The following is a 19,813-nucleotide window of genomic DNA, read 5'->3' on the forward strand; positions in this document are numbered from 1 at the left end:
TTATACGCGTAATGGATGTGAAAAAGTCGTTGTTTGATAACTTACAAACCTTTTTTGGTTTTAATAATTTTAAAGGTGATCAGGAGTCTATCATCACTAATGTTCTTGAAGGAAAGAATACGTTTGTTATTATGCCTACAGGTGGAGGGAAATCCATATGTTACCAGTTACCGGCGCTAATGAGCGAAGGTACTGCAATTGTTATATCGCCCCTGATTGCCCTGATGAAAAATCAGGTGGATCAGCTGAGGGCTTTCGGCGGAAGCGACAGCATCGCTCACTTTTTAAACTCTTCTTTAAACAAAGCAGAAATTACCCAGGTAAAAAGTGACTTGCTCAGCGGACAAACCAAATTGTTATACGTTGCCCCGGAATCGCTTTCCAAGCAAGACAATATTGAGTTCTTAAAACTGATTAAGATATCCTTTGTGGCGGTCGATGAGGCCCACTGTATTTCTGAATGGGGGCATGACTTCCGTCCGGAATACCGGAAAATCAGACAGGTCATCTGTGGCCTGGGAGATGACATTCCGATTATCGCTTTAACGGCTACCGCAACTCCGAAAGTTCAGCAGGACATCATTAAGAACCTGCAGATGTCGGATGCGACCTTATTTAAGTCGTCCTTTAACAGGCCAAACTTATTTTATGAGATCCGCCCGAAAAGAGATGTCATCAAGGAAATGATCCGATACATCAAGTACAATACCGGAAAATCAGGAATTATTTACTGTCTGAGCCGTAAAAAGGTAGAAGAAGTAGCGGAAGCACTGAACCTGAACGGGATCAAGGCTTTGCCTTACCATGCAGGATTAGAACCTAAGGTAAGGGCTGATACACAGGATAAGTTCCTGATGGAAGATGTGGAAGTCATTGTGGCAACCATCGCTTTCGGTATGGGAATCGATAAACCGGATGTACGTTTCGTTATTCATCACGACATTCCTAAGAGTATGGAAGGCTATTACCAGGAAACCGGTAGAGCAGGAAGAGATGGTGGTGAAGGGGTATGTATCGCTTTTTACGCACAAAAAGATGTAGATAAGCTGGCGAAGTTCATGAAGGATAAGCCAGTGTCTGAGCGTGAAATCGGTACACAGATTCTAAAAGAAGTGATCGACTATGCGGAGTCCGGTGTTTGCCGGAGGAAACAGATTCTGCATTACTTTGGAGAAAACTTCAATGAAACAGGCTGTAACTGCATGTGCGATAACTGTAAAAAACCTAAGAAACTTTTTGAAGCGGAAGAATCATTAGTGGTTTTACTGAAGCTGATTCAACGCATAGGAGAGAAGTTTGACGATACCCATATCCTGAATATATTTACCGGTTCAGAAACGGCACAAACGATTGCTTACGAGCATGGTAAGATTGCTGAGTTTGGTCTGGGAATGGTAGAAGGAGAAAATTACTGGAAGTCTTTGGTCCGTCAGTCGGTACTGAACAACTTCCTGTCTAAAGATATCGACAATTACGGCCTTTTAAGGTTAACCAATAACGGAAGAGATTTCATTGAAAACCCATATAGCCTTAAATTTGTGCTCAATGAGCCAATTGAAAGCGCTGCGGACGACGATGAGGATGATGTTAAACATGGAACCGGAACGCTGGATACGCAATTGTTACAGCTGTTAAAGGACCTTAGAAAGAAAATCGCCAAGCAAAAGAATGTACCGCCATTTGTGGTGTTCCAGGACCCTTCATTAGAAGAGATGTGTACGCATTATCCAATCGCAATGGATGAGTTGAAACAGATCTCCGGAGTAGGAAACGGAAAGGCCATGAAATTCGGTTCTCCGTTCATTGAGCTGATTAAAAAATATGTAGACGATAATGATATTGAGCGCCCGATAGACCTGATCATCAAGACTCAAGCCAATAAATCGCAGCTTAAAGTATCCATTATCCAGAATATCGACCGGCAGATTGGTCTGGAAGATATCGCTAAGTCTAAAGGCATTACTTATTTCGATATCTTAAAGGAGATCGAAGCTATCGTAAATTCAGGCACTAAGCTGAACCTTAATTATTTTGTAGATGAATTGATTGATGAAGACCGTCAGGATGAAGTATTTGATTACTTCCAGTCTGCGGAGAACGATTCTATCGATGAAGCATTAAAAGAATTAGGGGAAACAGATTATTCCCGTGAAGAGATCCAGCTGATGCGGATCAAGTTCATGTCTGAATTAGGTAATTAATACACAAGATACAAAATGATCAATTTTCCACTAGATAATTTAAAACATCAGGATTCCAATAATTTCTTTTTAATGGCCGGCCCCTGTGCCATTGAAGGTGAGGAGATGGCACTCCGCATTGCTGAGAAAATCATTACCATCACTGATAAACTGAATATCCCTTATATTTTCAAAGGCTCTTACCGTAAAGCGAACCGTTCAAAAGGTGGTTCATTTACCGGAATAGGAGATGAAAAAGCCTTGAAAATCCTGGAGAAAGTCGGTAAAACTTTTAACGTGCCAACGGTTACGGATATCCACGAAAGTGGGGAAGCAGCAATGGCAGCGGCTTATGTTGACGTGCTGCAGATCCCTGCATTCCTTTGTCGCCAGACAGATTTGCTGATCGCTGCGGCGCATACAGGTAAAGTGGTGAACGTAAAGAAAGGTCAGTTTTTATCTGCGGGATCGATGAAGTTCGCGGTAGAAAAGATTGTGGAATCCGGAAACAACAGAGTGATCTTAACGGATCGTGGAAATACATTCGGTTATCAGGACCTGATCGTTGATTATCGTGGATTACCGGAAATGCAGGCCTTCGGGGTCCCTGTGGTGATGGATTGTACACATTCCCTGCAACAGCCGAACCAAAGTTCGGGTGTAACAGGAGGGAAACCTGAACTGATCGAAACCATTGCCAAGGCAGCAATTGCTGTTGGTGCAGACGGGCTTTTTATAGAAACACACCCTGATCCTGCAAATGCAAAATCAGATGGTGCAAATATGCTACACCTGGATTTACTGGAAGATTTACTGGTAAAACTGGTAAGATTAAGAAAAGCGGTTATTTAATCAGGCAACCGGATTGTTAATTTTGTGCTTATGGATGAATATGAAGAAGCACTGCATCACCTGGGCTCGGATACTTTAGCATTTGGTCCTGTTTTAGCAGACCAGGTGACTGATAAACTGGAATTAGGATATTTACTCAGTTATAGCCATCGTGACTATTGCGGCATGGGAATGGCGATGAATGAAAAAAAAGAATTCCTGTATGGGGAAATCTGGGACGGCGCTTTTTCCGAACCGAGAATCTTCCCGAACAGGGACTTATTCGTGGCCTGGCTGGCTCAGCAATCCACTTCTTCACTGGCCCGCCTGGATGACGGTGATTTTTTTAGTGGTAACCAGATCATTTCCAGAAAACGCCTGCTTGATTTTATAGCTCCCGATTATCCGAAGCTGGACTTTATCTGGTATCAAGTTTGATCATAAAAGTCAAACACAGACACAGAAAATAATGGCAAAAGCACTCCTCACATTTGTTTTATTCTTATCCCATCTGCTCGTTTTCGGGCAGGAGAAATTGGTCAAAGACTTAGATCACGATGGGAAAATGGACACTGTATCTTTATCTAAGAAGGAATCGACTATATTTTGTCAATTATCCAGTCAGAAGTTCGCAAAAATCCATAGTCTGCCAATAGAAAATCTAAATGATAACGCAGGAATTAGTCCTACTAAAAATGGTTTTGAATTTTTCAATGATTGGATGCGTGCAGGTTTTAAAACTCAGTTCAGATACAACAAGGATGCAAAAAAAATTCAGCTAATTGGCATGGGTAGATACTCATATGGCGGTGCTACTCATGATGGAAGTGGGGAGTCCAGTGTGAATTTGTTGACATATGATTACATCGGGGATTGGAATTATTTTAATACGTCAGCCAATAAAGGAGAAGGGAAGCTGGTTAAAATTCCAACGATCAGGACGAAACTGAAATTTAAAACTACTTATCTGGAAACATTTAGTGACGCTACCTATATTGACTATGAGGATAGATGTACAAAGCTGTATGAAAAGCACCGTCCTTTCTAGATTTTCGTAATGAGGAAGGAGGTCCTTCTGTTCTTTTTACGCTTTTCCTCGGTTTCATTTCCTGCAATTGGCTTGGTCTCTCCATAGCCTTTATAGGTTAAGCGATCCGGATCGATTTTACTTTCAATGAGGTGGTCATAAACAGCCTTGGCCCGGTTTACCGATAATTTCTCGTTCTGAAGGTCATTGCCTACATTGTCGGTATGTCCCTGAACTTCAATATGGATGTTCAGGTTGTTTTTTAACAGGTCTTTCAGGGTTGCGAGCTCCGTTACCGATGAGGGCAACAGGGTATACTCATTGGTATTAAAGAAAATATTCTTCAGAATCATATCTGTGCCTACCTTTAAGCGCTCCAGGTCAATCTCCAGAAGAAAGGGCTTATTTCCATTGGCAGTGGTTAGCTGGTAATTTTCAGAGTAGAAAAGATAGCCATCTGCGCTGACATTAAAGGCATAATCAGCGCCAATAGGCATCACCGCCAGAAAATCCCCATTCTCTTTGGAGGTATAATCATTGTATGCCGTCTTTTTATTGCTGAGGTTCACGACCTGAACTTTAGCTTCCAGAAATTTCCGCGTTTCTTTATCACGAACGATTCCCTTTACATACGTAATGGCCATTGGCTTTTTATCTTCAGGCAATTTAAACTGGTAAATGTCCATGTCTCCATATCCATCTTTCAGGTTGGAGGAGAAAAAGGCTTCCGTACCGTCCGGACTCACAATTAATCCGCTCTCTTCACTGAAACTATTGATCGGATAGCCCATGTTTAAGGGATTACTCCAATGACCGGTAGGGTCCAATCTGCTCATGAAAATATCTTTGTTGCCCATACCAGGCCATCCATCTGAAGAAAAATAAAGTGTTTTCCCATCTGCATGGAGGAAAGGGGTGTTTTCGTCATATGGGGTGTTGATTTCCGGTCCCAGGTTAACGGGGGCTGACCATTCGCCTTCCTCATTCAGCTGGGTTTTCCAGATGTCATAACCACCAATTCCTCCCGGTCTGTTGCTCACAAAGTACAAGGTATTTCCATCGGGACTGATGGCCGGCTGTGATTCCCAGTACATGGAGTTTACAGGTGCACCGAGGTTAAAAGGTTGTCCCCAGTTATTCCCTTCTTTATGGCTGACATAGAGGTCACATCTTCCTAATCCGTTAGGCCTGTTACAACCCGTAAAAAAGAGGTATTGCCCGTCGGGAGAAATAGACTGTGCGCCTTCATTAAATTGGGAAGTATTGATGTTACTGCTCAAAGAAACAGGGCTGCTCCATTCTTTATTGCGTTTTTTGGAAATGAAAAAGTCTTCATTGCCTGCTATATTTCTGCTGAAAATTAAGGTCTCATTGTCGGCAGTGATGGCAGGGAAATAATCCCGGTGTGCCGAGTTGATTTGCGGACCCAGGTTTACAGGTTCGTACTTCTGAGGTGTTTTTAAAGCCTGAATCGAAAACTCACAGTCCATTTTGTATTTTTTTGCCTTGGCAAGAAAAGCTTTATCACCTCCGGTATATTTGTCGATAAAAAGGCTGATGTTCTTCAGTGCGTTGTTATAGTCGCCGGTATTGAGCTGTGATTCTGCCAATCCATAATAGATCCTGACATCTGATCCGGCACCTAAACCAAGGGCTTTGTTATAGTACTGCTTGGCTTCTTCAAAAGATTTTAGTCTCCTGTTGAGTTCGGCAAGCTGAATAATGGCATTCTGGAAATTTGGATCTGCGGTTGCAGCATCTTTTAAAGCAGCAATCGCTTCTTCGTAATTGTTGTTATTCAAATATACCTGGGCCTTATCAAAATCAGCCATCGCTTTTTTGACGGAGGAGGTTTGAGCGCTGACACCAAGAATTACAAAGAAAAAAAAGGCCGCAATAGATATTTTTTTCAAAACGCTACTTTTTATGAATAATATTAAATGTAGCGAAAAATCTGAAGATCTAATTAAGGGATATTTAAATATTTATGAGTTTGTAAGGAGATTTCCCATTTCGGGTTGGCCATTACATAATCAATAATCAGGGGAGTCATCTCTTTTGATTTAGACCATTCTGGTTGTAAATACAACTTACAGGTGTCAGAAACGCTTTCTGCGTATTTCTCTGCCCATTCAAAATCACTCTTATTGAAAACAATCACTTTCAGCTCATTGGCAAAAGGAGTGATGTCCGGACGGGGTGCTTTAAATTTCTTTGGAGAAAGACAGATCCAGTCCCAGGTACCCGAAAGTGGATAAGCACCGGAAGTCTCGATAAAGGTCAGGATATTTCTTTCTTTTAGCTTTTGGGTCAGGTAATCCAGGTTGTAGATTAATGGCTCACCACCAGTAATCACTACGGCTTTCCCCGGAAAACTATCTGCTTTGACAACGATATCATCAGACAGGGTTAATGGATGTAACTCTGCATCCCAGCTTTCTTTAACATCACACCAGTGACAACCGACGTCGCAACCTCCCAAACGAATAAAATAAGCCGCTTTTCCTGTGTTAAATCCTTCGCCCTGAATGGTGTAAAACTCTTCCATTAAAGGAAGTAATGTGCCGTCTGCTGGTATTTGATGTGCCATATAAAGGCTGCAAAGGTAAATAAAATATCGGCGGGAAATGAGATTATATGTATATTGAAAACGTTTATATGACCAATCTATGAAAAAGAAGGGAATCCTGGGATGCTGAAGTGGTATAAAATAGAAGGAACATTCCCGGAGCAGGATTTTGTACAGCAAATCAAGGTGAACGGGAAGAAATTATGTATGCTGAGGCATCAGCATCAGCTTCATGTAGTTCAGAATACCTGTCCGCATGCAGGAGGGATTTTAAGTGGAGGCCGTTGTAAGGATGGTTATCTGATCTGTCCGATTCATCGGTATGAGTATAATCTGGAAACAGGAAGGGGAGCAGAGGGACAGGGGGATTATATTGACACTTATCCGGTGGAGGAAAGGGAAGATGGGATATATGTGGGTTTGAAAGAAAGCTGGATAAAGAAGTTGTTCGGGTAAATATGCAGGATTTTAAAATAAGATTTCCGGCCGGTTATCAGGTGAACGATATTTTTAATGACAATTTAGACCTGAATGTGATCTTCCCCGATAACAGTGTCTTTTTTGGAACGTCTTTTACGGTTAATAATATTCAACATTTGATGGAAAAGGGGCCAAACAATTACTTTTGGGCTGTTGATATGTTCATTGTAAAAGATTTAGAGAAGATCACCATAAAGAAGGCTATTCAAGACGCGATTAATGATGAATATTTTAATTTAATTTTTTCACAAATAGGTTCTTTAAGTACGGTCTACGGTAAAAGTGTAAATTATGATAGTATAGTTGATGAATGTAGTTAAAGGGCTTGTTAAGCTCCTTGCGATTGGCATTTTTGTTACACTTCAGCTTGTAGAGATTGAAATGTTATCTAATAGCGTATTAAGTTATAGGGAAAGCCATATTCTATTGATGCCACTCATTGTCTTCTTGATTTTGTATCGTAGTAAGCTGACGGACCTGATACTTTTACTGGTTTGTGTATATGGCATCTATGATTTTTTTGATTCAGTAAATAAAAGTTACGTCACATCCATGGATATCACGGGTAACTTACGCGGGCTGCCTTTTTATGAAAGTTTAGGTAGAATCAGTCGGAGAATCCTTAAGATATATCCACTTTTGTTTTACCTTGGAACATTGATCGCCTTGATTACCGCATCCTATAGGGGTAGATTGAGGGCTATTCCTCTAAATCTGGTTTTGATTTTTTGTTGCCTGATCATTGCAGGCTGTCAATCAAAACCTACAACTCTTACATTTCCAGAACAAGATGAAATTTTTAAGATATGGCTAAGGGATACATTAGATGTCATAAAAAAGCAACCAGATAAAATCGGGGAGGGCTTAGTTAAATCAGAATTTAAAACTGGCGAAGACTCTTTGCTTTTTGATGAGATCAAAACTTATGAATTCAGCGCGATAGAAGGAACTGAAAATAACCAAATATTGAATGTTATAGCGCTTTTAAAAAAATACGATGAAGTTCCAAGAGTTGATTATCAACTTTCGTTCGTAGTACGGAAGTCCTTTTCCCCATCAATGGTGCCCAAGTTGAAATCTGAATACCTCTTTGAAATACAGGATATCATCGTTCGAACGGCTGAATCGACGAGCGAATATGGCTATATCAGAGGAAGATTATCCGGGAAAGAGCTAAGCTCATCGAAGAACGATTCAAATCAAACAGATGGTACTTATGATTTTCCTTGGCAAGGACATAAGTTAGTGAAACGTAAAAAATAGAAACAAAAAAATGATTAAGACAAAGATTAGTGGAAGTTCAGCCGTTGGAGGCCAATTGTTTATTGTTTTTAGTTTATTGCCATTCCTGATATTTTTTTCGTATCTAATACTTGATGTATTAACATTTACTAGTCTGGGTATTTTTGCGCTTATTCTTGCTATTGCATCTTTTATCTTTCTATGTGCCTTTTCTTACTATGACGTTTACAGTGTTGGGAATGAGTTGGTTTTTAAGAACCTTTTATTTAGGGCGAAGAAGTCTAAAAGTCAGGTAAAGGAGGTAGAAAGGTGGTTGTCGAGAACTTCATTTTACGTATCCTTTAATGATGGTTCGACGTTCTACTTCCGTTCCTCAATATTCGATGGTTTTAATGATGCTGATGAGGTAATTAAAGCACTAAAAGATAAAATTATGACTAAGGATGAATAGATTTCCAACAATTGGAATTGATTATGGTTTCGGTGCATACAATCAAGTTGGCAATAACAAAAAAGCCGCAATGATTATGGGGATAAGAGATGTTTTTATCACTTTAATGATGCCTCAATCTGGATTATTTCAGTTTTTAAGGACAGCGCTGACTGGCGAAGATAATCTAACAAGAGATGGTATTAATGTCGGTGAAAAAAAAATATTTAAATAAGCCGTGAAAAAAAATATGTTTATTTACTTTTTTGCGCTGATGTTTTTGTCTTGTAAAGAGGATGCTCAGAAAATAATACATTATGAATTTGAGGGTGTAAAAGTTAGCCGGTACGACCTTGAAAAAAGGACTTACCTTTATTACGGGGAATGTAATAATGCTATTTCTATAAAAAAAAATGTATCTCTAATAATTGATTGGCAATTCGATGATTTTCTACAAGCTTCCCTAATTTTTCATAAAGATAGGAAGGTTCAGATATTGAGTGGTGGTGGCGGTAAATTTAAACAGATAAGTAGAAAGAATGAGATATATTTTAAAGAATATGGATCGCCAGAATATAATAAAATAATGGATCAATATGCTGCTCCAAATGACCTTAATAATCTTTGTTATATTTTTGATAACACTCAATTTGAACTTGAAGAAAATAAAAAGCTTGGAAGTAAGGTCGTTATTACAGACGAATTAGAAAATGCAAAAATTTGTCGGTAAAGACTACACGGAGAGAAAATGTACGACTACGGGGCAAGGTTCTATGATTCTATAAAAGGTTGCTGGAATGTCATAGACCCGCTTGCAGAGGAGACACGGAGATGGTCACCTTACAATTATTCTTTCAATAATCCGATTAGGTTTGTAGCTACACCGAGAACAAATGGCATGGTAGTTAAATAGTAAACAGGGGTTCACATTTATCCTTTACGACCATAAAAATATACATATGAAAGAACAAGAAATAACAGTACTATTGAAACTGTCATTACAAAGAGCTTTACTTGGAGCAATATATCCTGCTATAAGAGCTATAGCATATGAATTTAATGAGTTAAAAAAACTAAAAATTGTTTTTTATTTAGATCGCGAACCGACTGACGATGATTATGAAAGTATTAGTGATGTATGTGCGGAAGTACTAGGTGATATAGAATTTCAAAAAATAGACGAGATTTGTGAATATACCACGAAGTCATTTTCTGAATTAGAGCCTAACAACTTTGTTTACTTAAGAAAAGAATAGGCCTTTAGGGCTCATGCAGGCCATAACCATAGTTTGCTAATTAGTAGATAGGCGGCATAAACATATTCGCAGGACATGCCCGCTGGAACTGGATTTGGTTTAAACGAGGAGCCATTGGATTTTGCCCCAAGAACTAATGCTGCAGGAAAAAAAATGCCATTAGAACTACGCCATGCGGATCAAATGCCTGGTTCAGCGATACATGAAGTTAAACCTGGTCACACTAGCTATGTGCCACATCCGAATCAGTTAAATGAAGGAGTAGCCAGGAAAATGAGAATTGAAGATGCTAAAATGCATTGGAACTATAGAGGAAGAGAGATGACTAATTAAATTATGTAAATATGATTTATTTGCAAAATGAACAGCTTAGGACTAACCTAAGTCTAGGTAGAACTGTTGAACAATGGCTTGGCTATAAACAAGAGGATCATTATATCGTTTTAAGATGGATAAGCATTGAGAAAGAAAGTAGTGATGAATATAGTGTTGCTTATATTGAGTCTTTTGATGAGGGAAGCGAAGATTTCCTTGATATTTACGAGTTTTCGACCTTGGATCCGGATGAACCACTTGGGATTGTCACTACGTTTTCTACTATAGACGAAGCTATCAGTTTTTCGTTAGATCAATATGGTGCTAAAATGGATAGCTTTGTAAGCGCCGGGATGATACAAGAGGAGTATCGTACCTATTTGAACGAAAAAAACTAATAGAGGGGCCGGTTATTATCCGGGTTTTTGTTATTTATAGGCCTGCCTAGTCTTCGCGTCTCTGAGTAGGCCATCCAAGGCATAAAGAATCCGCTCCTTATCAAGCTCAGAAAGGGCATTAAGCTCATTCAGTCGTTTGAGCATGATAGATATGATGCCTGGCTCTGCAATACATGAGGTTAAGCCAGTACATCAAACTTATGTACCCAATCTTAATAAATCAAAAGAAGGAGTAACGCCCGAAATGAGGATGCAAGATGCACTGGTATATGAGAGGTAGAGAAATGGCCAATTAAACAATAAGCAAATGAATAATTATCTAACAAAGGAACAACTAAAAGCTAAACTCAGTCTCGGTAAAGCAGTGGAGCAGTGGTTAGGGCATTATGAGAGTGATGGTGAAACAATTCTTAAGTGGGTGCGCATATACTCAGAAAAGGACGAGCATAATGTTTTATACATAGCGTGTTATGATCAAGGGAATGTCGATAATCTTGATATCTCTGATTTTACAGTGGTGGATCCAGATGAGCCTTACGGGTTGCTAGATACTTTTTATACACTTGATGAAGCTGTTGATTTTTCGTTAAATAAATATGGGGCTGTAATAGATCGTTTTGTAAATAGCGGAATGATTGAAGCAGAATATCTTAACTATTTGAACAGCAAGTAGGAGAGTAGTAAAATTAAAAGAGGGTTGACTTTTAAATCAACCCTCTTTTCTTATATATTGATATCTCGATATCCTTATGGATAGATTTCTTTTTTTGCTGAAGCCAATGTGTTCTTTAACAAGCCTACAATCGTCATCAGACCTACACCTCCGGGAACCGGAGTGATCCATGAAGCTTTAGGCGCTACATTGTCAAAATCAACATCACCATACAATTTATACCCTGATTTTGTCTCCGTTGAAGTTTCTCTGTTGATACCGACATCGATAATAATCGCGCCAGGTTTTACCATATCTGCAGTTACAAAATTCTTTTTGCCAATTGCAGCAACAATAATATCTGCCTGTAAAGCCAATTCTTTTAAATTCGCTGTTTTACTATGCGTAAGTGTTACCGTACAGTTTCCTGGATTTGCATTTCTGGCCATCAGGATACTCATTGGACTTCCCACAATATTACTTCTGCCCACTACCACACAATGTTTTCCTGTGGTATCAATCTGATAAGCCTGAAGCATTAACAAGATTCCATAAGGGGTTGCAGGAATAAAACAAGGAAGGTTCCGCATCATACGGCCCAGGTTTACCGGGTGAAAACCATCTACATCTTTACGATAATCGATCGTTTCCGTTACTTTCTCCGGATCGATGTGTTTAGGAAGGGGAAGCTGAACAATTAAGCCATCTACACCAGCATCCTGATTAATTTCTTCGATCTTTTGTAATAATTCCGCTTCAGTAACTGTGACATCATATCTGATCAGGGAAGATTGGAAACCTACCTTTTCACAGTTTTTCATTTTACTGGCGACATATGTTTCGCTGCCACCATCATTACCAACCAATATCGCTATCAAGTGAGGCTTTCTGCCACTTTCTGCTAAAAAAGCCGCTGCTTCTGCTGCGATTTCCTGTTTTATTTTCTCTGATGCGAATTTTCCGTCCAGTAACTGCATGTAATCCTAATGATGTTGTTTATGTATAGGCAATGCCAGGGCATTGCCCTGAAAATTAATCTAATTTAAGTACGGCCATGAAAGCGGTTTGTGGAATCTCCACATTACCTACCTGACGCATCCGTTTTTTACCTTTCTTTTGTTTCTCCAAAAGTTTACGCTTACGGGAGATATCACCACCATAACATTTGGCCGTCACATCTTTACGTAAAGCCCTTACGGTTTCACGGGCGATAATTTTTGCACCGATAGAAGCCTGGATCACAATCTCAAACTGTTGTCTCGGAATCAATTCCCTCAATTTCTCGCAGATTCTTTTTCCGAAGTCATAAGCATTGCTGCGGTGAATTAAGGACGATAAAGCATCCACATGTTCCCCATTCAATAGAATGTCCAGACGTACCAGTTCAGATTGCTTATAGCCGATCTGATGGTAATCGAAAGAAGCATATCCTTTAGAGATGGTTTTCAGCTTATCGTAGAAATCGAAAACGATCTCACCCATAGGCATTTCAAACACCAGTTCAACGCGGTCTGAAGTCAGGTACGACTGATTCACGATGACCCCTCTTTTCTGAATACAAAGCGACATTACCGGACCAACAAATTCAGCTTTGGTAATGATGTTTGCTTTGATGAAAGGTTCTTCCACGAAATCCAGTTTACTTGGATCAGGAAGATCTGAAGGATTGTTTACGATGATTTCATCACCTTTGGTCGTATGGGCGATATAAGATACGTTGGGAACAGTAGTAATTACCGTCATATCAAATTCGCGTTCCAGACGCTCCTGGATGATCTCCATGTGCAGCATTCCAAGGAACCCGCAACGGAATCCGAAACCTAAAGCTGCAGAGCTTTCCGGTTCAAATACAATCGAAGCATCGTTCAGCTGTAATTTATGCATTGCCTCACGAAGTTCTTCAAATTCATCTGTATCTACAGGATAGATTCCCGCAAATACCATTGGTTTTACCTCTTCAAATCCTTGAATGGATTCTAAGGAAGGCCGGGCAACGTTAGTGATCGTATCTCCAACCTTAACCTCACGCGCTTCTTTAATCCCTGATATAATATAACCTACATCCCCGGTTTTCACCACATCTTTAGGTAACATGTTTAATTTTAGTACACCCACCTCGTCCGCAAGATATTCTTTACCGGTATTGATGAACTTTACTTTATCCCCTTTTCTGATTTCACCATTCACTACTTTGTAGTAAGCGATAATTCCTCTGAAAGAGTTAAAGACAGAGTCAAAGATTAAGGCCTGTAATGGCGCGTCTGCTACTCCAACAGGAGCAGGTACACGGTCAATAATCGCCTGAAGAATCTCCATTACACCCAATCCGGTTTTTCCGGATGCAGGAATGATCTCTTCGCGTTTACAGCCAATCAGGTCTATGATCTGATCTTTCACCTCTTCAGGCATGGCGCCTGGTAAATCCATTTTATTCAGGATCGGAATGATTTCCAGGTCATGCTCTAAAGCAAGATATAAGTTGGAAATCGTTTGTGCCTGAATCCCTTGTGAAGCATCAACGATCAGTAAAGCACCTTCACAGGCAGCGATTGAACGGGAAACTTCATAAGAAAAATCTACGTGTCCGGGAGTATCGATCAGGTTTAAGATATATTCCTGCCCGTCTACGGTGTAGTTCATCTGAATGGCGTGGCTTTTTATCGTGATACCACGTTCACGCTCCAAATCCATATTATCCAGCAACTGAGCCTGAGACTCACGTTGGGTAATGGTTTTAGTATATTCTAATAAACGGTCAGCCAGGGTGCTCTTACCGTGGTCAATATGTGCAATTATGCAAAAATTACGTATGTGCTTCATCAGTGGCGCAAATATAGGGTTTTGAGTCGATTAATTTATCGTAATTTCATCAAAGAAAGAATGGGCCAGCTCACCTGAACCATCATGCCAGTCGCCGAGGATACCATAAGCCCTGACTACTACCTTAATATATCTGCATTCTATGCCTGCTTTGGCACTAAACTCCTGAATTTGCCGACGCTCATCTTTAGGATCAACGGTTGATTTCACCTTGCCGATTTCCACAAAATGAATGTTGTCTGAAGAGCCATAAAAGCTAACCTCCGAGGGAATAATGATCCAGGCATTGGTATCTTGCAGTGCACCAATGCTTACGGTGTTCACTTGCTTCTTCAAACCAAGGTCTACAACCGCCTCAATTTCCGGGCTTCTGAAGCCTTGCCAGATGTCTCCGATTTTATAATTGGCTGTTCCTCTGACACCATCAACCAATGCATTATTTCCGCCACCGGTAAAAGTAGGATTAATGGCAGTTTTAACCTGTATGGTGTAATGCTGAACTGCAGTTTGGTAGGAAGCTTCCACAGGAAAGCTGTTTACATAACCCGCTTTATAGGCAATGGCTTTGATCTGAAGACTTTTGTCGATTTCAAAGGGCCTGGTATAAAGAAGGGAAGTTTTCGAAGGCGTACTGCCGTCGGTAGTATAATAGATCTGCGCATCTTTCAATGAATTGCTAATGCTGATGCTTTGTTTTCCTTTGAAAATAGCCGAGGGGCCGTTAATCGATGGATTAGGGGTAATGAGCTGTCCACTGATCTTCATCACCGGCTTCTCCAGACGGTTTAAATAATCCATATCCGGTTTAGCCGAATGCTCAAAATCAAGTGTTCCTCCATTGGCAAGGTCGTTGTAATTCAGAAACAACTTCCCGTATGGTTTTCCATTTAATTTTAATCCGGAAGTATAATAGCGGTCCTGATCAAGGGAAGGGGCATTTACCAGAATCTTTTTCCCGTTTTCCAGGTGTACCGTTAATTTCTTAAACCAGGGACTGCCAATATTGTAAATGTTGTTACCGGGAGATACAGGATACCATCCCATGGCACTCATCACCAGCCAGGCGCTCATCTGACCACAATCTTCATTCCCGGATAAGCCATCAGGTTGATCGTGGTATTGTTCCCTGTAAATTCTTTGCAGGTAGTGTGCCGTCTTTTCCGGATGTCTGGTGTAATTAAACAAATAAGACATATGGTGACTTGGCTCATTTCCGTGGGCATATTGCCCGATTAAACCTGCGATGTCGTCCTGCGCTCTGCCTGTCAACCCTTTTTTTGTGGTAAACAACTCATTCAGTTTTTCCTGATAAGCAGGTTCTCCACCCATAAATTCCATATGGGTATTGATGTCCTGTTGAGTGCTGAAGGAATAATGCCAGGAATTGCCTTCCGTATAGTTACTGTTGACTTCCGTCGGTTCAAAAGGTTTGTAAAAACCTCCGTTTTTCCGGGCACGGATGAAGCCTGTTTCCGGATCATACAGGTTTTTCCAGTATTGCGCCCTGCGGCTGTACAATTCCTGGTCATCCTTTTTACCCAGCATGCGGGCAAATTCCGAAATACACCAGTCGTCATAGGCATATTCTACTGTTTTAGAAGCCGATTCTTCTTCCTTATCGGAAGGAACAGCACCCTCCGCAACATAAAGGTCGATCCCGAATTGTTTCCTGTTTACGGAGACTTTCATGGCTTCCAGTGCTTTTTCTGCATCAAAATCCCGGATTCCCTTTGCATAAGCATCTACAATGACTGGGATAGAGTGGTTTCCAATCATGCAAAAGGTCTCATTGGAGGCCAATTCCCATACTGGCAACAATTTTCCCTGGTCGTACATGGCGAGAAAGGTTTTAATGAAATCCAATGTCCTTTTTCTGTCGATCAATGCGAGGAGGGGATGTTCTGTGCGGTGGGTGTCCCATAGGGAGAACATTGTAAAGTACTCGAAGCCGACTGCCCGGTGAACCTTCTTGTCTAAACCCAGGTATTGCCCATCTACATCCATAAATAAATTAGGATTCAGAAAACTGTGATACAATGCCGTATAATAGGTGCGGAGTTGTTTTAGATCGGTACTCTCCGGCTCAATTTTAGAAAGTTCAGCATTCCAAATCTTTTTAGCCTTAGCTACCGTGCCTTTGAAATCATAGCCTTTTGGCTCAGCATCCAGGTTTTTTAAAGCACCTTCGGCACTTACTGCTGATACAGCCACCTTAGAAAGTACGTTTTCGCCGGCTTTAGTCTCAAATTGTATAAATAGCTTGATGTTCTTACCAGATGCCTTTTTCAGGCCTTTCTGTACAATGTCATCCACAGCAATGCCGTAGGCCTTGAAAGGTTTGCTAAATTTAGCATAGAAATAAATCGGCTGATCCTTGGCAAAGGCTCTGGACCTCCTAAAGCCACGAATTTCAGTTGGACTAACGACTTCAATCCAGGAATCCAACACCCGGTCCCGGTGTTTTAAATCAATAATGATATTGGATTGTTTTGAAGCAGGGAAGGTGTATTGATGTAAAGCGACTCTTCTGGTAGTCGTTAGTGCGACATCAATAGCATATTTATCGAGCCTGGTTGCATAGTATCCTACACTGGCTTTTTCATTTTTCTTTTGAAAAGGAGAAGAATAAGCGGCATTCTGAAATTGAGGCTGGCCTACGGTAGGCATAAACAAAACGTCTCCATAATCAGAAATTCCTCCGCCACTCATGTGGGTATTGGAAAATCCATAGACCACGCTGTCGGTATTGTGGTAACCGGAGCAACCGTCCCATCCTGTTAAACGGGTGTCAGGACCAGGTTGGATCATGCCAAAGGGCATAGAAGGGCCGGGATAAGTATGTCCGTGTCCGTCAGTTCCGATAAACGGATCTACATATTGCGTATAATCTTTTTTAGTTTGAGCAGTGCTGATGGAAATGAACAGGGCACCAAATAACGCCGTGCCAATCAGTTTTTTTATCATTTTTAGCGTTATTTATTGCTGTTGGCGAGTTCAATCAGTTTTTTTACCGTTGCGGTATCCGTCAGGTCAAAGCTAAATTCATCTGCTGCTGTACCCATACTCAATTCCGGTTTTCTGAACTCCATTTTACTTTTTACCGGATGTTTTGCCGAAGCATGAAATTCTTTTGCTCCGGTAATGCGAATGAGCTCTGCAATATTTTCTGTTTTGACGCCTGCTCCGGGCATGATGCTGATTCTTCCTGCAGCCTGGGTGATTAAACCTTTTAGCGTTTCGGCCCCTTTAATTGCAGAGATGGCACCACCAGAAGTCAACACCCGTTCACATCCCAGTTCAATGAGTTCTTCCAAAGCTTTTTCCAGGTCATTACACATGTCAAAAGCCCGGTGGAAAGTTACTTTCATAGGTCTTGCCAGTTCAATCAGTTCTGCACAGCGTTCTTTATCGATGCTGCCATCAGTTTTGAGGATCCCGATAACCACCCCATCACAATTTAATGATTTACACATTTTAATGTCCTCTTTCATGAGGCGGAACTCCAGGTCTGAATAGAGGAAATCTCCACCTCTGGGCCGGATGATCGGATAAACAAGAATGTGCAGCAGTTCTTTAGCGAGCTTTAGCTGGGCATAGCTGGGCGTCGTACCTCCCTCGTGCAAATTATCACAAAATTCTACCCTCACAGCGCCACCTTCCTGAGCCGCAAGGGCAGAGGAAAGAGAGTTGGCGCAAACTTCCATTTGAATCATTTTATACAAAGAAAAATATTAATAATAGCTTTTCCCAGGGATCAGCAGATCGTTCTTCTGACTGGTACATACCGCATAGCTGAATCCTTTTTGGATGGCATAAGCTCCGTATTCCCCTTTTTTATTCAAAGCAAGGAAACCCACCTGAATGCCTTTTGCAATCTCTGGTTTCTTCTTGATGATCCTCATCACCGCTTCTTTACAGGCATCCTCAGGAGCATAACCTTGTCGCATCAGCTCTACCACTAAAAAACTACCTACGTTACGGATCACTTCTTCACCAACTCCGGTAGAAGTAGCGCCGCCAACTTCATTGTCTACATATAAACCTGCACCGATGATCGGGCTGTCGCCCACACGTCCATGGAGTTTATAAGCCATTCCGCTGGTGGTACAGGCACCCGAAATGTTCCCTTTGGCATCAATGGCCAGCATACCAATGGTATCATGGTTGTACTGATTTCCGGGTAATTTAGTCGGGGCGGCTTTATCGTAAAGTTTGTTCTCTATGTTCATGACCGGCGCATATTTGGCCGTTTTCAACCATTCTTTCCATGCTTTTTCACTTTCTTTAGTGAGCAGGTTTTGTTTTTTAAAGCCGTTTTCCAATGCAAACTGAAGTGCACCATCACCAACAAGCATTACATGTGGCGTTTTCTCCATCACGAGTCTTGCCACAGATATCGGATGCATAATGTGTTCTAAACCGGCTACCGCACCGCAATTGCCTAAATCGTCCATGATACAGGCATCCAGGGTTACATGACCATCTCTGTCCGGTAAACCGCCATATCCTACCGATTGATTTTTAGGATCAGCTTCAGGAACATGAACACCTTTTTCAACCGCATCCAGGGCTCTTCCTCCGGTAGAAAGCACTTTCCATGCCGCCTGATTGGCTGCAATACCGAAATCCCAGGTAGAGATCACAATAGGTTTTACGGTTTCAAGGGAAGAAGGATTAGGGATCATCGCTGCCGCGCTTGCTCTGTCGATGGCCAGTAACGAAGCGGAAAGCGCAGATGCTTTTATGAATTTTCTACGGTTAAACATGGTTTGGTTTAGTAATGTGTGTTTGGTTAAATGATATTAAAATTGTCAGCATCCTTTAAGAAAGGGAAGTTATGACGGGTTTTTACAAGTTCTTCATAACCGATGCTGAAGGTATATAAATCTTCATCTTCAGGTTTGTAGTATACGGTTTTACCCATAGGATCGATACATTGAGACTGACCGCTATGGTACACTTCTTTGCCATCATGACCTACGCGGTTGGCGGCGATTACATAACTCTGATTTTCTATTGCACGGGCAGGAATCAAAGCATTCCAGTGTATAGCGCGTTTATCCGGCCAGCTGGCAACGAACAACAGGATGTCGTATTCTTCATTCTGGTTGCGTAACCAGACCGGAAAGCGAAGATCATAGCAGATCGCAAGGCGAATTTTCCAGCCTTTTAATTCTACGATCACTTTATCATTACCAGGGGTATAGGTTTTATCTTCTTCACCTAAACCAAAGAGGTGCCTTTTGTCGTAATGACTGTATCCGCCATCAGGAAGCATCCAGATCATGCGGTTATAATAATGTCCGTTTTCTTTGATGATGAGACTTCCCGTAACCACACATTCGTATTTTTGTGCAATTTCATTCATCCATTGCATGGTTTTTCCACCCATCTCTTCGGCAAGTGCCTCCGCATTCATGCTAAATCCGGTGTTGAACATCTCAGGAAGAATAATCAGGTCTGTTTTTTCTTTAACACCCGAGGACAATCTCAAGGATAAGTTCTGAAGGTTCTTGTCAATATTTTCCCAAAATAGGTAAGCCTGAAAAATAGTGATCTTCAGGTTTTTAATATTCAGGTAATCTGGACTTTCCATTATTCTAATTTAAGGGG

23 protein-coding genes are annotated in these 19,813 nt (G+C 41.0%); 15 read left to right on the plus strand and 8 right to left on the minus strand.

The window, feature by feature from the left end; all coding sequences use genetic code 11:
• Positions 1-11 precede the first annotated feature (11 nt).
• From recQ to BLQ87_RS03145, 4 genes are read left to right on the plus strand one after another with little or no spacing between them, the layout of a single operon-like run.
• Positions 12-2,201 (plus strand): DNA helicase RecQ, encoded by a 2,190-nt coding sequence (gene recQ, locus BLQ87_RS03130; protein WP_074604657.1) that lies wholly within the window; start codon positions 12-14, stop codon positions 2,199-2,201.
• Positions 2,202-2,216: 15 nt separating this feature from the next.
• On the plus strand, positions 2,217-3,032 hold the full coding sequence (kdsA, locus tag BLQ87_RS03135; protein WP_074604658.1) for a 3-deoxy-8-phosphooctulonate synthase: 816 nt from the start codon (positions 2,217-2,219) through the stop codon (positions 3,030-3,032).
• A gap of 30 nt (positions 3,033-3,062) precedes the next feature.
• Positions 3,063-3,449, plus strand: coding sequence for a hypothetical protein (locus tag BLQ87_RS03140; protein ID WP_074604659.1), 387 nt, complete (start codon positions 3,063-3,065; stop codon positions 3,447-3,449).
• Between the two features lie 31 nt (positions 3,450-3,480).
• On the plus strand, positions 3,481-4,059 hold the full coding sequence (locus BLQ87_RS03145) for a hypothetical protein (protein WP_074604660.1): 579 nt from the start codon (positions 3,481-3,483) through the stop codon (positions 4,057-4,059).
• Here the strand turns inward: BLQ87_RS03145 and BLQ87_RS03150 are convergent.
• Both BLQ87_RS03150 and BLQ87_RS03155 read right to left on the minus strand, forming a co-directional pair.
• On the minus strand, positions 4,056-5,951 hold the full coding sequence (locus tag BLQ87_RS03150) for an OmpA family protein (RefSeq protein WP_074604661.1): 1,896 nt from the start codon (positions 5,949-5,951) through the stop codon (positions 4,056-4,058). The genes BLQ87_RS03145 and BLQ87_RS03150 overlap by 4 nt on opposite strands.
• A gap of 53 nt (positions 5,952-6,004) precedes the next feature.
• On the minus strand, positions 6,005-6,628 hold the full coding sequence (locus tag BLQ87_RS03155) for a 7-carboxy-7-deazaguanine synthase QueE (RefSeq protein ID WP_074604662.1): 624 nt from the start codon (positions 6,626-6,628) through the stop codon (positions 6,005-6,007).
• Positions 6,629-6,730: 102 nt separating this feature from the next.
• Between BLQ87_RS03155 and BLQ87_RS03160 the strand changes: the two genes are divergently transcribed.
• The 11 genes from BLQ87_RS03160 to BLQ87_RS03210 all read left to right on the plus strand — a co-directional run bounded on the left by BLQ87_RS03160 (position 6,731) and on the right by BLQ87_RS03210 (position 11,401).
• Positions 6,731-7,063, plus strand: coding sequence for a Rieske (2Fe-2S) protein (locus tag BLQ87_RS03160; RefSeq protein ID WP_074604663.1), 333 nt, complete (start codon positions 6,731-6,733; stop codon positions 7,061-7,063).
• 2 nt (positions 7,064-7,065) lie between these two features.
• Positions 7,066-7,407: a hypothetical protein gene (locus BLQ87_RS03165; RefSeq protein WP_074604664.1), complete on the plus strand. Its 342-nt coding sequence runs from the start codon at positions 7,066-7,068 to the stop codon at positions 7,405-7,407.
• Positions 7,394-8,350 carry a hypothetical protein gene (locus tag BLQ87_RS03170; RefSeq protein WP_074604665.1) on the plus strand — a complete coding sequence of 319 codons (957 nt, stop codon included), beginning with the start codon at positions 7,394-7,396 and terminating at the stop codon, positions 8,348-8,350. The genes BLQ87_RS03165 and BLQ87_RS03170 overlap by 14 nt, the downstream gene beginning before the upstream one ends.
• A 10-nt stretch (positions 8,351-8,360) precedes the next feature.
• Complete coding sequence (locus tag BLQ87_RS03175) at positions 8,361-8,780, plus strand: hypothetical protein (RefSeq protein WP_074604666.1); 420 nt, start codon at positions 8,361-8,363, stop codon at positions 8,778-8,780.
• Complete coding sequence (locus tag BLQ87_RS03180) at positions 8,773-8,994, plus strand: type 1 periplasmic-binding domain-containing protein (protein WP_074604667.1); 222 nt, start codon at positions 8,773-8,775, stop codon at positions 8,992-8,994. Before BLQ87_RS03175 ends, BLQ87_RS03180 begins: the two co-directional genes overlap by 8 nt.
• A gap of 3 nt (positions 8,995-8,997) precedes the next feature.
• Positions 8,998-9,489, plus strand: coding sequence for a hypothetical protein (locus BLQ87_RS03185; protein ID WP_143010315.1), 492 nt, complete (start codon positions 8,998-9,000; stop codon positions 9,487-9,489).
• 18 nt (positions 9,490-9,507) lie between these two features.
• Positions 9,508-9,672 carry a hypothetical protein gene (locus tag BLQ87_RS33420; RefSeq protein WP_143010316.1) on the plus strand — a complete coding sequence of 55 codons (165 nt, stop codon included), beginning with the start codon at positions 9,508-9,510 and terminating at the stop codon, positions 9,670-9,672.
• 46 nt (positions 9,673-9,718) lie between these two features.
• Complete coding sequence (locus tag BLQ87_RS03195) at positions 9,719-10,015, plus strand: MafI2 family immunity protein (protein ID WP_074604669.1); 297 nt, start codon at positions 9,719-9,721, stop codon at positions 10,013-10,015.
• Positions 10,016-10,090: 75 nt separating this feature from the next.
• Positions 10,091-10,348 (plus strand): hypothetical protein, encoded by a 258-nt coding sequence (locus BLQ87_RS03200; protein ID WP_074604670.1) that lies wholly within the window; start codon positions 10,091-10,093, stop codon positions 10,346-10,348.
• An 11-nt stretch (positions 10,349-10,359) separates the two neighbouring features.
• Positions 10,360-10,728, plus strand: coding sequence for a hypothetical protein (locus BLQ87_RS03205; RefSeq protein ID WP_074604671.1), 369 nt, complete (start codon positions 10,360-10,362; stop codon positions 10,726-10,728).
• A gap of 307 nt (positions 10,729-11,035) precedes the next feature.
• Positions 11,036-11,401, plus strand: a complete 366-nt coding sequence (locus BLQ87_RS03210) for a hypothetical protein (protein WP_074604672.1) — start codon at positions 11,036-11,038, stop codon at positions 11,399-11,401.
• Positions 11,402-11,475: 74 nt separating this feature from the next.
• Here the strand turns inward: BLQ87_RS03210 and BLQ87_RS03215 are convergent, their stop codons facing one another.
• The 6 genes from BLQ87_RS03215 to BLQ87_RS03240 are packed head-to-tail and all read right to left on the minus strand — an operon-like array spanning position 11,476 to position 19,796.
• Positions 11,476-12,357 carry a bifunctional 5,10-methylenetetrahydrofolate dehydrogenase/5,10-methenyltetrahydrofolate cyclohydrolase gene (locus BLQ87_RS03215; protein ID WP_074604673.1) on the minus strand — a complete coding sequence of 294 codons (882 nt, stop codon included), beginning with the start codon at positions 12,355-12,357 and terminating at the stop codon, positions 11,476-11,478.
• 55 nt (positions 12,358-12,412) lie between these two features.
• Positions 12,413-14,200, minus strand: coding sequence for a translation elongation factor 4 (gene lepA / locus BLQ87_RS03220; RefSeq protein ID WP_074604674.1), 1,788 nt, complete (start codon positions 14,198-14,200; stop codon positions 12,413-12,415).
• A gap of 30 nt (positions 14,201-14,230) precedes the next feature.
• Entirely contained in the window at positions 14,231-17,164 is a 2,934-nt protein-coding gene (locus BLQ87_RS03225) for a GH92 family glycosyl hydrolase (RefSeq protein WP_074604675.1), read from the minus strand.
• A gap of 8 nt (positions 17,165-17,172) precedes the next feature.
• The gene (locus BLQ87_RS03230) at positions 17,173-17,904 is read right to left on the minus strand and encodes a copper homeostasis protein CutC (RefSeq protein ID WP_245723787.1); all 732 of its coding nucleotides are present in this window, start codon (positions 17,902-17,904) and stop codon (positions 17,173-17,175) included.
• A gap of 27 nt (positions 17,905-17,931) precedes the next feature.
• Positions 17,932-18,966, minus strand: a complete 1,035-nt coding sequence (locus tag BLQ87_RS03235; RefSeq protein WP_074604677.1) for a glycosylasparaginase — start codon at positions 18,964-18,966, stop codon at positions 17,932-17,934.
• A 26-nt stretch (positions 18,967-18,992) separates the two neighbouring features.
• Positions 18,993-19,796 (minus strand): nitrilase family protein, encoded by an 804-nt coding sequence (locus BLQ87_RS03240; protein ID WP_172664803.1) that lies wholly within the window; start codon positions 19,794-19,796, stop codon positions 18,993-18,995.
• Positions 19,797-19,813 lie beyond the last annotated feature (17 nt).

It is taken from the genome of Pedobacter steynii (assembly GCF_900103665.1).
GTDB classification, from domain to species: domain Bacteria; phylum Bacteroidota; class Bacteroidia; order Sphingobacteriales; family Sphingobacteriaceae; genus Pedobacter; species Pedobacter steynii.